Origin of the sequence: Pseudomonas sp. B16120, assembly GCF_044218845.1 — a bacterium.
GTDB classification, from domain to species: Bacteria; Pseudomonadota; Gammaproteobacteria; order Pseudomonadales; family Pseudomonadaceae; genus Aquipseudomonas; species Aquipseudomonas paracarnis.
Map to the genome: position 1 here is coordinate 1,006,760 of NZ_CP162588.1, position 14,521 is coordinate 1,021,280.

A 14,521-nucleotide genomic window follows, 5' to 3' on the forward strand; every position below is an offset into this window, starting at 1 on the left:
TCAATAAAAATAAAAGAAGGGGAGGTCACCTGTGAAGAGCTTGCTTTATCCCGCCGTCGCGCTGATGAACCGCCTGAGCTTCGGCATGAAGTTCAGCCTGATCAGCGTGCTGTTCCTGCTGCCGATGCTGGCGACCAACTATTACCTGGTGCGCGACTCGTGGCGCGAATACCAGGGCACCCGCGTCGAACTGCAAAGCCTTGACCTGCTCGGCAGCAGTCTGGCGTTGCGTCGGGAGTTGGAAACCCTCAACAACCAGGTACAGATCAACGCCACCCTCGGCCAGTCAGGCAAAGCGGCAGACCTGGAGGCCAGGATCAGCGCCTTGGAAGCCAGTGTAGTGGAGCGCTTGCAGGGCTTGCACGCGATCGCGACCCAGCCCGAGCACGTTGCCGTCTTCGACAGTAAGCGCGATGAGTTGATCGCTGCGTTCAAGGCTCAGCAACAGGAAACCTCGTTGCTCAACAAAGCAGCGTTGATCGGCAAGTTACTCAACCAGGCCCAGATGTTCAGCCAGATTATTGCCAGCCAGGCCGGCTTGAACCGTGATCCGCAAAGTGATCTGCGCCAGCTCAGCGACCTGGTCACCACCGTCACCCCTCAGGTCACCCAGGTCTTGGGTGAAGGCCGTGCGATGGGCGCGTACTCCCTGGGGCAGGGCTTTATCAATTCGTCCTCCAGTACCCGTTTTGACGAACTGCTGCAGCAGCTGGAAAAACTCCATGGTGAATATGGCCTGAAGCTGCAGGACGCGCTGGGCGCCAGCAAGGCCGCGCACGCCGCCCTCGAGGTGTCGGCGCAAGCCAGCCAGGCGAGCCTCAAGCAAGGCAGTGAGTTTTTCGAAGAGCAGGTGGTGATGGCCGAAACCCTCGACGCGCCTTGGCAGGGGTTTTATGACGGCGTCAGCCAACTAATGGCCAAGACCTATCAATTGGATGACGCCACCCTGGCGTTCCTCGGGCAGCAGTTGCAGCAGCGCCTGGCGCAGAACCGTCTGCACATGGTGTTGCTGGTCACGGCCCTGGCGACGGTGTTTGCGCTGATTTTCTATCTCTATGCCGGTTTCTTTGTTTCCACTCGCACCACCTTGCGCCGCCTGGGGGCGATGATGGACAAAGTGGCGACGGGCGATATGACCGTCACTTTCGTTGCGCAAAGCCGTGACGAATTGGGCGACCTGGGCCAGGTGTTCAATGGCACCGTGGCCAAGATTCATGACCTGATCGAGCGCGTTGGGCATACGGTCAGCCAGGTGGAGTTGCAGGCCGGCCAGGTGCAGGCGGTGTCGGCACAGAGTAACCAGGCGGTGTCCGGCCAGCGCAGCCAGATCGAACAAGTAGCGACCGCGATGAACCAGATGTCCGCCACCGCCCAAGAGGTGGCGCGCAGCGCGGCGGCGGCGGTCAGCAGTGCCCAGAGCGTCAATGATGAAACGGTCAGCGGGCGTGCGCTGGTGCAATCCCAGCAAGGCGGCATCGCACGCCTGGCGGCGGAGATAGACGATTCGGTGCGGGTGATCAACCAGCTGGCAGCCGACAGCCAGTCCATCAGCAGCGTTTTGGAAGTGATCAAGAGCATTGCCGAGCAGACCAACCTGCTGGCGCTCAACGCGGCCATCGAAGCCGCGCGCGCCGGTGACCAAGGGCGCGGGTTTGCGGTGGTGGCCGACGAAGTGCGCACTCTGGCTCGGCGCACCCAGCACTCAACCGAGGAAATCGAGCAGATGATCAGCCGCTTGCACAGCGGCGTCGGCGCGGCGGTGAAGGCCATGGGCAGCAGCCATGAGATGGCGAATGGCACGGTGGGGCAGTCGGAAAAAGTCCAGCAAGCCCTGGAAAATATCCTGGGAGCGGTAGGGATGATCGTCGACCAGAACCAGCAGATCGCCGCCGCCGTGGAACAGCAAACGGCGGTCGCCCACGACATCGACCAGAACATTGTCGAAATCAACCGTGCTGGCGAGCATGCAGCGCAAGGCGCCCAGCACACGGAAGCGGCCAGTCGGCAGTTGGCAATCCAGGTGGTTGAGTTGAAGCAATTGATTGGTGCGTTTCGGGTGTAGGGAGGTTCTGAAGGATGTGACTACCGACCCTGTGGCCGATGTCTTGATTTGCCTGGGCGTGTTTTATCGCGGCGTGAATAGGTGAAAATTTATTTCATCCGTCACGGTCACGAGGAGACACGACGATGGCCGCTGCAATCGGTATCAAAGGGCATTGCGCCCAGTGCGACATGACGTTTGAACTCAAGCCTTGGCAACTGAATGCCATTGCCATTGATGTGCCTTTTGACTGTACGTATTGCCACTCGGGGTTGCAGTTGGGGTGCGCCAAGCAGTTGCGGCAGTTCAGGGCCCTGGACCAATGGGCGCTGGTGCGGCCGAGCATGATCATGCTGACATGCGCGACCTTGCTGGTGGCCTTGTTCGCTGAATGGTTGGGGCTGCTCAGTGTGATCGGGCAACTGAACGTTTCGCTGGTCGCCGTGCTGATCCATTTGCTGGTGGTGCGCTATGCCCGGCATCGACAGACAATGATCTTGAAGTTGCAGGTGATCAGTCCGCTACCAGTTGAACAGCTCGCACGCATTGCGTGTGCTCGTCTCAGCGAGCAATAGAGGGCTGATACCCATGCGCTCGGCCAGGGCCGTGCAGATATCTGGCAGATGCTGCGGGCTATTGCGCTGGTTGGGGTACATGGCCGGAGCCATATCCGGCGCATCGGTTTCCAGCACCACGGCGTCGAGAGGCAACTGGGCCAGTACCCGGTGCATGCGCAGCGCCTGGGGCCAGGTGGCAGCGCCGCCCAGGCCCAGTTTGAACCCCAGCTTGATGTACTCGCGCGCCTCTTCAGCGCTGCCAGCGAACGCGTGGATGATGCCGCCTCTGGGCACGCGGATGCGCTTGAGGGTGGCAATCACGGCGGCGTGGCTGCGGCGAACGTGGAGCAAGGCCGGCAGTTGGAAATCCACCGCGAGTTTCAGCTGGGCTTCAAATAACTGTTGCTGGCGCTGGTGGTCCAACTGTTCGAGAAAGTAATCCAGGCCAATTTCGCCCACGGCGCACAGTTGCCGGTGGCCATGCAGGCGCGTCAACCAGTCGCCCAGCTCCAGCAGGTCGGCGGGGCGATGCTCCTCGAGATACACCGGGTGCAAGCCGAAGGCGGCGAACAAGCCTTCGTCCTGTTGCACCAAGTCCCACAGCCGCTGCCAATTTTTCTGGTACACCCCCAGCACCACCAGGCGCCGCACGCCGAGTTCACGGCTGTGGGCAAGGACGTGCGAGCGATCCTGGTCGAAGTCCTCGAAGTCCAGGTGCGTGTGGGTGTCGATCAGCTCCACGCTCAGGCCTCGTGGATACGCTGCTTGAAAGTCCGGCCAATCGCATGCACGCCGGGTTGGTACTGTTCTTCTTCAATGGCGGCCAGGGCCAGGCGCAGGGCGGTCTCGGCAATCAATTGATGTTGCTGGGCCATGGCGTTGACCGGCAGCGGGAGGAAATCCAGCAACTGGGTATCGCCGAAGGTGCCCAGGCGCAGGGGACGTGACTTGAGGGGGAAGTCATGCAGCGCATCAAACACGCCTTGCAGCAGTACGTAGGAGGTGGTTACCAGCGCGTCCGGCAAATGCCCCAGGCGTTGCAGCAGTTGCTCCATCAGCTCTCGGCCGCAGTCACGACTGAAGGCTTCGCCCTGTTCGATAATCACTTCGCCCGTAAAGCCTTGCAGCGCATCACGGAAACCGGCGGTACGTGCCTGGCTGATGCTCAGCTCGGGCCGCGCGCCAATCAGTGCGATCTGCTTGGGCAACGGTTGCAGCAGGCTGCTGGTGAGTTGCCTGCAGGCCTGGTGGTCGTCGCTGACCACGGAGCAGAACTGGTTCGGCTCCATCTCCCGGTCGATGGCAATCACCGGCAGCCCCTTGGCCTGCAGCTCGCGATAGCTGTCATCGCTGGCTGGCAGGCAACTGGCGACGAACAACGCATCGCAACGCCGCGCCCGGAACAGTTGCAGCAGTTGGCGTTCGCTGTCCGCTTCATCATCGGAGCTGGCGATCAGCAACTGATAGCCCCGCGCCCGTGCCCCTTGTTCCAGCAGTTTGGCGATGCGTGCGTAGCTGGGGTTTTCCAGGTCTGGCAGGATGAACCCCAAGGTTCGCGTATGCCGGCTGCGCAGCCCGGCGGCTTGAGGGTTGGGGGTAAAGCCATGGGCTTGGACCACGGCACGCACACGCTCAACGGTTGCGTTGCTGATGCGCTGCTGTTCGGCCTTGCCGTTGATGACATAGCTGGCGGTGGTAACGGACACACCGGCCAGACGTGCGATATCACTGAGTTTCAAACCGGGATTTCCTTGTTTTTTGGCGCTCGCCCCGACATTTTGTCCAATCGTAACCGATTCCAGCATTCGACCAATGTCCCACAGCAAGCGCCGAGTGGCCCTTCAAGCTTGCGCAATTAACGCGTAATCTGCCATAAATTCTAGATTAAACGTTTCAGCAAGCGTATTTTTACGATGTTCGCCACTGAGTGACCACTGCCAATTGACCGCTCAGTCAGTTAATTTCGAACCTATTTACCTACAACAATACCTAGTGCGCCCGTCGCACTAACTAGGAGAACGGCATGCTTGAGCTCACTGTAGAGCAGATATCCATGGGCCAGGTGGCTGTGGATAAATCTGCTGCCTTGCACCTGCTCGCTGACAAACTAGTGGCCGATGGCCTGGTTGCCGAAGGTTATCTCAGTGGCCTGCAAGCCCGTGAAGCCCAAGGCTCGACCTTTCTCGGCCAAGGCATCGCTATTCCCCACGGCACGCCAGAAACCCGCGACCAGGTGTTTTCCACTGGTGTGCGCCTGCTGCAGTTCCCCGAAGGGGTGGACTGGGGCGATGGCCAGATCGTTTACCTGGCGATTGGCATCGCGGCTAAATCCGATGAACACCTGCGCCTGTTGCAACTGCTCACCCGTGCCCTCGGCGAAACCGACCTGGGCCAGGCGTTGCGCCGTGCCGGCAGCGCCGAAGCGCTGTTGAAACTGTTGCAAGGCGCGCCCCAGGAACTGGCGCTGGATGCGCAGATGATCAGCCTGGGCGTGTCGGCCGATGATTTTGAAGAGTTGGTGTGGCGCGGTGCGCGCCTGCTACGCCAGGCCGACTGCGTGAGCAATGGCTTTGCAGCCGTATTGCAGCAGGTCGACGCGCTGCCCCTGGGCGATGGCCTGTGGTGGTTGCACAGCGAGCAGACGGTCAAGCGTCCGGGCCTGGCCTTTGTGACGCCGGACAAACCCATGCGTTACCTCGGCCAGCCCCTGCACGGCCTGTTCTGCCTGGCGAGCCTCGGTGAAGCGCACCAGACCCTGCTTGAACGCCTGTGTGCCTTGCTCATTGAAGGGCGCGGCCAGGAGTTGGGGCGCGCCACCAGCAGCCGCGCGGTGCTGGAAGTGCTGGGCGGTGAACTGCCGCCGGACTGGCCCAGCGCCCGTATTACCCTGGCCAACGCCCACGGCCTGCACGCGCGCCCGGCCAAGATCCTGGCGCAATTGGCGAAAAGTTTTAATGGCGATATCCGCGTGCGCATCGTCGATGGCGCGGTGGGCGCCGTGTCGGTCAAAAGCCTGAGCAAGTTGCTCAGCCTCGGCGCACGTCGTGGTCAGGTGCTGGAGTTCGTGGCCGAGCCGACGGTGGCCGGCGATGCACTGCCCGCCCTCTTGGCCGCCGTGCAAGAGGGCCTTGGCGAAGAGGTCGAGCCCTTGCCCACCGTGAGCGCACAGCCAGCACAGGTCGATATCGAACCGGTGCTCAGCGCGCCACTGAGCGGTAGCCAACTCCAGGCCATTGCCGCCGCACCGGGTATCGCCATCGGCCCGGCCCATATCCAGGTGCCGCAGGTGTTCGATTACCCGCTACGGGGTGAATCCGCCGCCGCCGAACGCCAGCGCCTGCACACCGCTTTGAGCGACGTGCGCACGGATATCCAAGGCTTGATCGAGCGTAGCCAGGCCAAGGCCATCCGCGAGATTTTCATCACCCACCAGGAAATGCTCGACGACCCGGAACTGGCCGACGAAGTCGACACCCGCCTCAAGCAGGGCGAAAGCGCCGAAGCCGCCTGGATGAGCGTGATCGAAGCCGCCGCCAAGCAACAGGAAACCTTGCAGGATGCCTTGCTGGCCGAGCGTGCTGCCGACTTGCGTGACATCGGCCGCCGCGTGCTGGCCCAGTTGTGCGGCGTCCAGAGCGTGCAGGAACCGAGCGAGCCCTACATCCTGGTGATGGAAGAGGTCGGCCCTTCGGACGTGGCGCGCCTGGACCCGGCCCGCGTTGCCGGCATTCTCACCGCCCGGGGCGGCGCCACCGCTCACAGCGCCATTGTCGCCCGCGCCCTGGGCATTCCGGCCTTGGTCGGCGCTGGTGCTGCGGTGTTATTGCTCAACGCGGGCACGCCGCTGTTGCTCGATGGCCAGCGCGGCCGCCTGCATGTGGACCCCGACGCCGCCACCCTGCAACGGGCCACCGTGGAGCGCGACAGCCGCGAGCAGCGCTTGCAAGCCGCTTCGGCCCAACGCCATGAACCGGCGCTGACCCGCGACGGACACGCCGTGGAAGTGTTCGCCAACATTGGCGAAAGCGCCGGGGTGGCCAGTGCCGTGGAGCAGGGCGCCGAAGGCATTGGCCTGCTGCGCACCGAACTGATTTTCATGGCCCACCCCCAGGCGCCGGACGAGGCCACCCAGGAGGCCGAATACCGTCGCGTACTCGACGGCCTCAATGGTCGCCCGTTGGTGGTGCGCACCCTGGATGTGGGCGGCGACAAGCCTTTGCCCTATTGGCCGATCGCCGAAGAGGAAAACCCCTTCCTGGGTGTGCGCGGCATTCGCCTGACGTTGCAACGCCCGCAGATCATGGAAGCGCAACTGCGGGCACTGCTGCGTGCTGCGGATAACCGCCCGCTGCGCATCATGTTCCCCATGGTCGGCAGCGTGGATGAGTGGCGCGCCGCCCGGGACATGACCGAGCGCCTGCGCCTGGAGATCCCGGTGGCGGACCTGCAACTGGGGATCATGATCGAAGTGCCCTCAGCCGCGTTGCTGGCGCCGGTCCTCGCCAAGGAAGTCGACTTCTTCAGCGTCGGCACCAACGACCTGACCCAATACACCCTGGCCATCGACCGCGGCCACCCGACCCTGTCGGCCCAGGCCGATGGCTTGCATCCGGCAGTCCTGCAACTGATCGACATCACCGTGCGCGCCGCCCATGCCCACGGCAAATGGGTAGGCGTGTGCGGCGAGTTGGCGGCGGACCCGCTGGCGGTGCCGGTGCTGGTCGGCCTGGGCGTCGATGAGTTGAGCGTGTCGGCCCGCAGCATTCCTGAAGTGAAGGCGCGGGTGCGTGAATTCAGTCTGAGCGAGGCCCAGGGCCTGGCGCAACAAGCACTGGCGGTGGGTTCGCCCGCCGAAGTGCGTGCCCTAGTGGAGGCCGTGTAGATGGCAAATATTCTGACCCTGACGCTGAACCCGGCGTTGGACCTCACGGTACGTCTGGCGCACCTGCAACCCGGTGAGGTCAATCGCAGTGAAGCGATGCTCACCCACGCGGCCGGCAAAGGCGTGAATGTGGCGCAAGTGCTGGCTGACCTGGGCCATTACGTCAGCGTGGGCGGGTTCCTCGGCAGCGCCAACCCCCAGGCTTTCAATGCGCTGATCAAGCGCCGTGGGTTTGGCGATGCCTTCATCCGGGTTCCCGGCGAAACCCGGAGCAATATCAAGATTGCCGAACAGGATGGGCGTGTCACCGACATCAATGCACCGGGGCCGCTGGTGACTGAAGAGGCGCTAAAAGCGCTGCTCAAGATGGTCGCGATCATTGGCCCGGAGTTCGATGCGGTTGTGGTGGCCGGTAGCTTGCCGCGCGGCGTCAGCCCGCAGTGGTTTAAAGGTTTGCTGGAGGCGTTGAAAGACCTCGGGTTGAAAGTCGCCCTGGACACCAGCGGCGAAGCGCTGCGCCTGGGGTTGGAGGTTGGCCCGTGGCTGGTCAAACCCAATACCGAAGAGTTGGCCGAGGCCTTGGGTAACGCCACCGATGCCATCAGCCGCCTGCATCAGCAAGGCGTCGAACATGTGGTGGTCTCCGACGGGGCCGCAGGTGTGACCTGGTACCGCCCGGGTGCGGCGCTGCATGCCACGCCGCCCAAGGTGGCAGTGGCCAGTACCGTGGGTGCCGGCGACTCGCTGCTGGCCGGGATGCTCCACGGTTTGCTCAGTGGCGACACGCCGGAGCACACCCTGCGCCGGGCCACGGCGATTGCCGCGATGGCGGTGACACAGATCGGTTTTGGCATCAGCGATGACGCGCAGTTGGCGCATCTCGAAAGCGGCGTCGAAGTACGCACGCTGACAGAACAATAAGAGGGTTTGTGATGAAGTTAGCCATTGTAACCGCCTGCCCGAACGGCATGGTCACCAGTGTGCTGTGCGCCCGCTTGTTGGACGCCGCCGCCCAGCGCATGGGCTTGCACACCAGTGTTGAAGTCGTCGATGTGCAGCGTCCGGAGCGCCAGTTGTCCCAGGCGACGATTGATGATGCCGAGTGGGTGCTGCTGGTCAGCAGTACCCCGGTGGATATGCAGCGGTTTGTCGGCAAGCGTGTGTTCCAGAGCACGCCGGCCCAGGCGTTGGCGGATGTCGAAGGCGTACTGCGCCGGGGCGCCGAAGAAGCCCAGGTGTATGTCGCCGACGCCGCCCCGGTGGCGGCCAAGGCTGCGCCGCGTATCGTCGCGATTACCGCGTGCCCCACCGGTGTGGCCCACACGTTCATGGCCGCCGAAGCCTTGCAGCAGACTGCTCAGCGCCTGGGTTATGACCTGCAGGTCGAAACTCAAGGCTCGGTAGGCGCCCGCACGCCGTTAAGCCCGCAAGCGATTGCCGATGCCGATGTGGTGTTGCTCGCGGCGGATATCGAAGTGGCCACCGAGCGTTTCGCCGGCAAGAAGATTTACCACTGTGGCACCGGCATTGCCCTCAAGCAATCCGAAGCCATCCTCAACAAAGCCCTGGCCGAAGGCGCGGTGGAAAGCGCGGCCGGCGGTGCACCGGCCAAGGCGGAGAAAACCGGCGTCTACAAACACCTGCTCACCGGCGTGTCGTATATGTTGCCGATGGTGGTGGCGGGGGGCTTGCTGATCGCCTTGTCGTTTGTCTTCGGCATCCATGCTTTCGAGCAGCCCGGCACCTTGGCGGCGGCGCTCAAATCCGTGGGTGACCAGGCGTTCCTGTTGATGGTGCCGCTGCTGGCGGGCTACATCGCCTACTCGATTGCCGACCGTCCTGGCCTTGCGCCCGGCATGATCGGCGGGCTGTTGGCGGGGACGCTGGGGGCTGGGTTTATCGGCGGCATCCTGGCCGGTTTCGTCGCCGGATATTGCGTCAAGCTGATCAGCCGCACGGTGCAACTGCCTCAGAGCCTGGAAGCGCTCAAGCCGATCCTGATCATCCCGTTATTGGCGAGCCTGTTTACCGGCTTGGTGATGATCTACCTGGTGGGCCCACCGGTCGCCCGCTTGCTCACGGGCCTGACGGATTTCCTCAGCACCATGGGCACCACCAACGCGGTGCTGCTGGGCATTCTGCTCGGCGGCATGATGTGTGTGGATTTGGGCGGGCCGATCAACAAGGCGGCGTATGCGTTTTCGGTTGGCCTGCTGGCCGCGTCGAGCGGCGCGCCGATGGCCGCGACCATGGCCGCCGGCATGGTGCCGCCGATTGGCATGGGCATCGCCACGTTGCTGGCCCGGCGCAAGTTCGCCCAGACCGAGCGCGAGGCCGGCAAGGCGGCGATGATCCTGGGGCTGTGCTTTATCTCTGAAGGCGCGATTCCCTTCGCCGCCAAAGACCCGCTGCGCGTCATTCCGGCCAGCATCGCCGGTGGCGCGTTGACCGGTGCGCTGTCGATGTACTTCGGCTGCAAACTCGCCGCGCCCCATGGCGGGTTGTTTGTGCTGGTGATTCCGAATGCGATGAACCATGCGTTGTTGTACTTGTTGGCGATTGTGGCGGGCAGTGTGTTGACCGGTTTGGTGTATGCCGTGCTCAAGCGACCGGAAGCGGCCGAACTGGCCGTGACTGCCTGACACTGGCAGAAAATGTGGGAGCTGGCTTGCCTGCGATAGCCTCGACGGGGTTTGCCTGATACACCGAGGTGTTTGCATCGCAGGCAAGCCAGCTCCCACAGGTGAACTCGACCGTTCTGCTAATCGGTGTCACATCCGCTTCATCCCATCATGCTTTAGTGGCCCTTTTGATACTCAAGAGGGCACCTGCATGAGCCACTTCGATCTCGGTCGCCGCCGTGTGATGCAAGCCGTGGGCGCTGGCCTGTTGTTGCCGGGCCTGGCGCCGGCGGTGATCGCTTCGGTGAAGGACCGACCCCAACTCACTGACGGCGTGCAATCGGGCGACCTGCAGGGCGATCGCGCAATGATCTGGAGCCGCAGTGACCGCCCGGCGAAGATGGTGGTGGAGTGGGATACCCGCAGCGTGTTCAGCAACCCGCGCCGATTCGTCTCGCCCCTGGCCGACAGCCGCACCGACTTTACCGCCCGTGTCGAGCTCACCGGGCTGCCGGTCGACCAGGCGATTTTCTACCGCGTGCATTTCGAAGACGCCCAGACCGGCATTGCCAGTGAACCCTGGTTCGGCCACTTGCGTAGCGTGCCGCAACAGCGGCGTGACATCCGTTTTGTGTGGAGCGGCGACACTGTCGGCCAAGGCTTCGGCATCAACCCGGACATCGGTGGCATGCGCATCTATGAAGCCATGCGCCTGCGCCTGCCGGACTTTTTTATCCACAGCGGCGACACCATCTATGCCGACGGCCCGGTCCCCGCGCAGCTCACCACTGAAGGCGGGCGCATCTGGCGCAACATTACCACCGAAGCCAAAAGCAAAGTCGCGGAAACCCTCGATGAATATCGCGGTAATTACCGCTACAACCTGCTGGATGAAAACGTGCGCCGCTTCAATGCCGAGGTACCGCAGATCTGGCAGTGGGACGATCACGAGGTGATCAACAACTGGTCATCGAGCAAGCAGTTGGATGAGCGTTACCAGACCCGCGACATCAATACCTTGGTGGGCCGTGCCCGCCAGGCCTGGCTGGAATATTCACCCATGCGCCGACAGAGCGCCGACGGTGGCGGGCGCATTTATCGCAAGCTCAGTTATGGGCCGCTGCTGGATGTGTTTGTGTTGGATATGCGCAGCTATCGTGGGCCGAATGATGACAACCTGGGCGCGGAAAAACCCTTCCTCGGGCGGGAACAGTTGGACTGGCTCAAACGCGGGCTCAAGGTCTCGCAAGCGCAGTGGAAGGTGGTCGCCGCCGACATGCCCATCGGTCTGGGCGTGCCCGACGGTGAAGTCAGCCCCGGCGTGGCGCGTTGGGAAGCGATCGCCAATGGCGACCCTGGCCCGGCGCAAGGGCGTGAGCTGGAGATCGCCGAACTGCTGGGGTTCCTGCATGAGCATAAGGTGCGCAACCACGTGTGGCTGACGGCCGATGTGCATTACTGTGCAGCGCATCACTATCACCCTGACCGTGCGACGTTCCAGGATTTCGAGCCGTTCTGGGAGTTTGTGGCAGGGCCGTTGAATGCTGGGAGTTTCGGGCCCAACCCACTGGATAAAACCTTTGGCCCGCACGTGGTGTTCCAGAAGGCGCCACCGGCGCAGAATACCTCGCCGTTTGCGGGCTTTCAGTTTTTTGGTGAAGTGCAGATAGATGGGCAGACGGCGGAGTTGACGGTGATGCTACGGGACTTGGACGGGGTTTCAGTGTTCGAGCAAAAACTGCAACCGGCCTGATCGTTCCCACGCTCTGCGTGGGAACGCATCCTGTGACGCTCCGCGTCACGCCGTCAAGAGCGGACGCGGAGCGTCCAGGGCGGCATTCCCACGCGGAGCGTGGGAACGATCAAGGCAGGCATTAGCGGGGTCAGTAGACATCCCGACGATAGCGGCCCTGTTCGATCAGGCGCTCCAGCGCCTCCTTGCCCAAGATGTCTGCCAGTGCCTGATCCACCCCCGTCGCCATCCCCTGCAAGCTGCCACACACATAAATCGCCGCGCCATCCGCCAGCCATTTGCGCAGCACATCCGCTGACTCGCGCAGGCGATCCTGTACGTAGACCTTCTCCTCTTGATCACGGGAAAATGCCAGGTCCAGCAGGGCCAGGTCTCCACTGGCGAGCCAGCCTTGCAGTTCGTCCTGGCACAGGTAGTCGTGGGCGATATTGCGCTCGCCGAACAGCAGCCAGTTTCGCTGCTGGCCGTCGGCAATGCGTGCTTTGAGCAAGCTGCGCAGGCCCGCAAGCCCGGTGCCGTTGCCCAGCAGAATCAGTGGCACAGGCGCGTCGGGCAAATGGAAGCCGCTGTTGCGCCGCAGGCGCAGGCTGATGGCCGAGCCGAGGGCGGCGTGTTCAGTCAGCCAGCCAGAGCCAAGCCCCAGGCTGCCGTCGGGGTGGCGTTCCTGGCGCACGATCAACTCCAGCACGCCGTCGCTGGCAATCGAGGCGATGGAGTATTCGCGCATGCCCAGGGGGACCAGCGCGTCCACCAACGCCTGGGCGTGCAGGCCGACCAGGTGCGTGCGGTTGTCCGGCAGTTGGCGCGTGGCCAGGGCTTGATCAAGGGTGTGGGCCACGCCGTCGATCACCACACCGTCGCTGCCGACCAAGCCCAGGCCGGCCAGGAAGTGTTCGATGGCCCAGGGGCAATTGCGCGGCAGGACTTCCACCAGGTCGCCGGCCAGCCAGCTGTGCGCAGACGTGGATGTGAGGCCCAGCAGGTAGACGGGCGAGCCGACACTGTCGGGGTTGAGCAGGGTGCGTTGGCTCAGGGTCCAGTTTTCGTACTGGGCCGTCGGCCAGGCCGCTGCCGGCGCATGCCCGGTGAGCTGGCCCAGTTGCTGTTGCCAGGTGTGCAGGGCCACTGCGTCGCCGTTGTCGACTTCCACCGGGGCAAACAGCGGGGTGCCGCCCTGGTTGGTCAGCCAGAAATGCAGGCGCCGGGCAAAGCCGCAAAAATGTTCGTACTGCCGGTCACCCAGGGCCAGCACCGAGTAGTTCAAGCCTGTGAGGGGCAGCGAATGGCCGAGCACGCTGCGCTCGAAACCGCGGGCGCTGTCGGGGGCTTCGCCGTCGCCAAAGGTACTGACCACAAACAGCGCGTTCTGTGATTGGCTGAGGTCGTCGCGGCTGACACTGCCCAAAGGCTGCACCTTCACCGCCAGGCCCGCAGCCTGCAGTTGCCCGGCCGTTTGCCAGGCCAGTTGTTCGGCAAAGCCGCTCTGGCTGGCGAAGCCGATCAGCCAGGCCGGGGCATTGCTGTGGTTATCTGTCAAACCTTTGCGGGCATCGCGGACCTGGCGCTTTTTGCGGCGTCGGTCCAGGTACAGCAGCCAGCCCGTGATGAAAAACAGCGGCATAAGCAGTGAGCTGACGGTGAGGACGATGCGCCCGACCAGGCCGAAATAGCTGCCGGTGTGCAGCGCATACACACTGGTCAGCAACTGCGCCTTGAGGCTTTTGCTGGCGTAGCGCTCGTGGGATTTGACCTCGCCGGTGGCCGGGTCCAGGTTGATCTGGTTCAGGGCACGGTCATGGGGCGATGAAGTGAGCAGGTAATACACGGTGGCCGGTTGCCCGGCGACCGCGGGCATCCGAATGTTGTAGGCGCTCAAGTCGGGGCCGGCGTTGCTGTAGATGCTGCTCCAGATTGCGTCATAGTTGGCCACCGGAGCCGGGCCTGCGGGAGCCGGGCCGCGCTTGCGCATGCGTTCGTTCTGCGGCGCGTCGGACAGCAGTTTGGTCACGCCACGGTTGTACCAGTCGTAGGACCAGTACAGCCCTGTCAGTGCCGCCAGCAGATAAAACAACAGGCACCAGGTGCCGAATACCGAGTGCAGGTCCCAATTGAAGCTGCGGCCCTTTTTGCGCCAGTCCAGGGTCAGCCAGACGCGCCAGCTTTTCACCTGGCGCGGCCAGCGCAGGTACAGGCCGGAGAGGCAGAAAAACAGCAGGATCAGGGTGCAGGCGCCGGTGATATTGCGCCCGGTATCGCCGATGGCGAGGAAGCGGTGCAATTGCAGGATAAAACCGAACAGGTCCTGGCCGACCGCGTCACCCATGTAGTCGCCGGTGTACGGGTCAAAGTAGCGCATCTGGCCACGGCGCTCGCCCGGTGGCGGGGTGAAGGACACGCGGCCGGCGTTGCCGCTTTCACTTTCTACCCACAGCATGGCCACGGTCTTGCCTTCGGCCGCTTCCAGCTTGCGTACCAGCTCGGCGGGCGGCAGTACACCGGCATCGCGTTTCTGTACGCTCAAAACCGTGGGGTTGAGGGCCCGCAGGATTTCATCCTGGAACGAGTACGCAGCCCCGGTGATCCCCATCAAGGCCAGCACCAGCCCGGCAGTGATGCCGAAGAACCAATGCAACTGGAACAGGGTTTTCTTCAACACGTCGGGCCGCC

The 14,521-nt window shown here is 63.3% G+C and carries 9 protein-coding genes; 6 read left to right on the forward strand and 3 right to left on the reverse strand.

Annotation, left to right across the window (positions count from 1 at the left end; all coding sequences use genetic code 11):
- Positions 1-1,357: 1,357 nt before the first annotated feature.
- Entirely contained in the window at positions 1,358-2,062 is a 705-nt protein-coding gene (locus AB4P90_RS04945) for a methyl-accepting chemotaxis protein (protein WP_370694795.1), read from the forward strand.
- A gap of 125 nt (positions 2,063-2,187) precedes the next feature.
- Complete coding sequence (locus AB4P90_RS04950) at positions 2,188-2,616, forward strand: hypothetical protein (protein WP_032903996.1); 429 nt, start codon at positions 2,188-2,190, stop codon at positions 2,614-2,616.
- Here the strand turns inward: AB4P90_RS04950 and AB4P90_RS04955 are convergent.
- Positions 2,563-3,339 carry a TatD family hydrolase gene (locus AB4P90_RS04955; protein ID WP_014716881.1) on the reverse strand — a complete coding sequence of 259 codons (777 nt, stop codon included), beginning with the start codon at positions 3,337-3,339 and terminating at the stop codon, positions 2,563-2,565. The genes AB4P90_RS04950 and AB4P90_RS04955 overlap by 54 nt on opposite strands.
- 2 nt (positions 3,340-3,341) lie before the next feature.
- Positions 3,342-4,337, reverse strand: coding sequence for a catabolite repressor/activator (gene cra / locus AB4P90_RS04960; RefSeq protein WP_014716882.1), 996 nt, complete (start codon positions 4,335-4,337; stop codon positions 3,342-3,344).
- A 284-nt stretch (positions 4,338-4,621) separates the two neighbouring features.
- Here cra and ptsP point away from each other — a divergent pair, with 284 nt between their 5' ends.
- The 4 genes from ptsP to AB4P90_RS04980 all read left to right on the forward strand — a co-directional run bounded on the left by ptsP (position 4,622) and on the right by AB4P90_RS04980 (position 11,854).
- Entirely contained in the window at positions 4,622-7,480 is a 2,859-nt protein-coding gene (ptsP, locus tag AB4P90_RS04965; RefSeq protein WP_395605705.1) for a phosphoenolpyruvate--protein phosphotransferase, read from the forward strand.
- Complete coding sequence (gene pfkB / locus AB4P90_RS04970) at positions 7,481-8,401, forward strand: 1-phosphofructokinase (protein ID WP_072434169.1); 921 nt, start codon at positions 7,481-7,483, stop codon at positions 8,399-8,401. It begins immediately after the preceding gene.
- 11 nt (positions 8,402-8,412) lie between these two features.
- Positions 8,413-10,122 carry a fructose-specific PTS transporter subunit EIIC gene (locus AB4P90_RS04975; protein WP_395605706.1) on the forward strand — a complete coding sequence of 570 codons (1,710 nt, stop codon included), beginning with the start codon at positions 8,413-8,415 and terminating at the stop codon, positions 10,120-10,122.
- Between the two features lie 190 nt (positions 10,123-10,312).
- Positions 10,313-11,854 (forward strand): alkaline phosphatase D family protein, encoded by a 1,542-nt coding sequence (locus tag AB4P90_RS04980; RefSeq protein WP_395605707.1) that lies wholly within the window; start codon positions 10,313-10,315, stop codon positions 11,852-11,854.
- 130 nt (positions 11,855-11,984) lie between these two features.
- Here the strand turns inward: AB4P90_RS04980 and AB4P90_RS04985 are convergent, their stop codons facing one another.
- Positions 11,985-14,510: a PepSY domain-containing protein gene (locus AB4P90_RS04985; protein ID WP_395605708.1), complete on the reverse strand. Its 2,526-nt coding sequence runs from the start codon at positions 14,508-14,510 to the stop codon at positions 11,985-11,987.
- Between the last annotated feature and the right edge of the window lie 11 nt (positions 14,511-14,521).

Excerpts from the sequence above, each read along its gene's own strand:
- AB4P90_RS04945 (WP_370694795.1), top strand. The coding sequence starts at position 1,358 with ATGTCCGCCACCGCCCAAGAGGTGGCGCGCAGCGCGGCGGCGGCGGTC.
- AB4P90_RS04950 (WP_032903996.1), top strand. The coding sequence starts at position 2,188 with ATGGCCGCTGCAATCGGTATCAAAGGGCATTGCGCCCAGTGCGACATG.
- ptsP (WP_395605705.1), top strand. The coding sequence starts at position 4,622 with ATGCTTGAGCTCACTGTAGAGCAGATATCCATGGGCCAGGTGGCTGTG.
- pfkB (WP_072434169.1), top strand. The coding sequence starts at position 7,481 with ATGGCAAATATTCTGACCCTGACGCTGAACCCGGCGTTGGACCTCACG.
- AB4P90_RS04975 (WP_395605706.1), top strand. The coding sequence starts at position 8,413 with ATGAAGTTAGCCATTGTAACCGCCTGCCCGAACGGCATGGTCACCAGT.
- AB4P90_RS04980 (WP_395605707.1), top strand. The coding sequence starts at position 10,313 with ATGAGCCACTTCGATCTCGGTCGCCGCCGTGTGATGCAAGCCGTGGGC.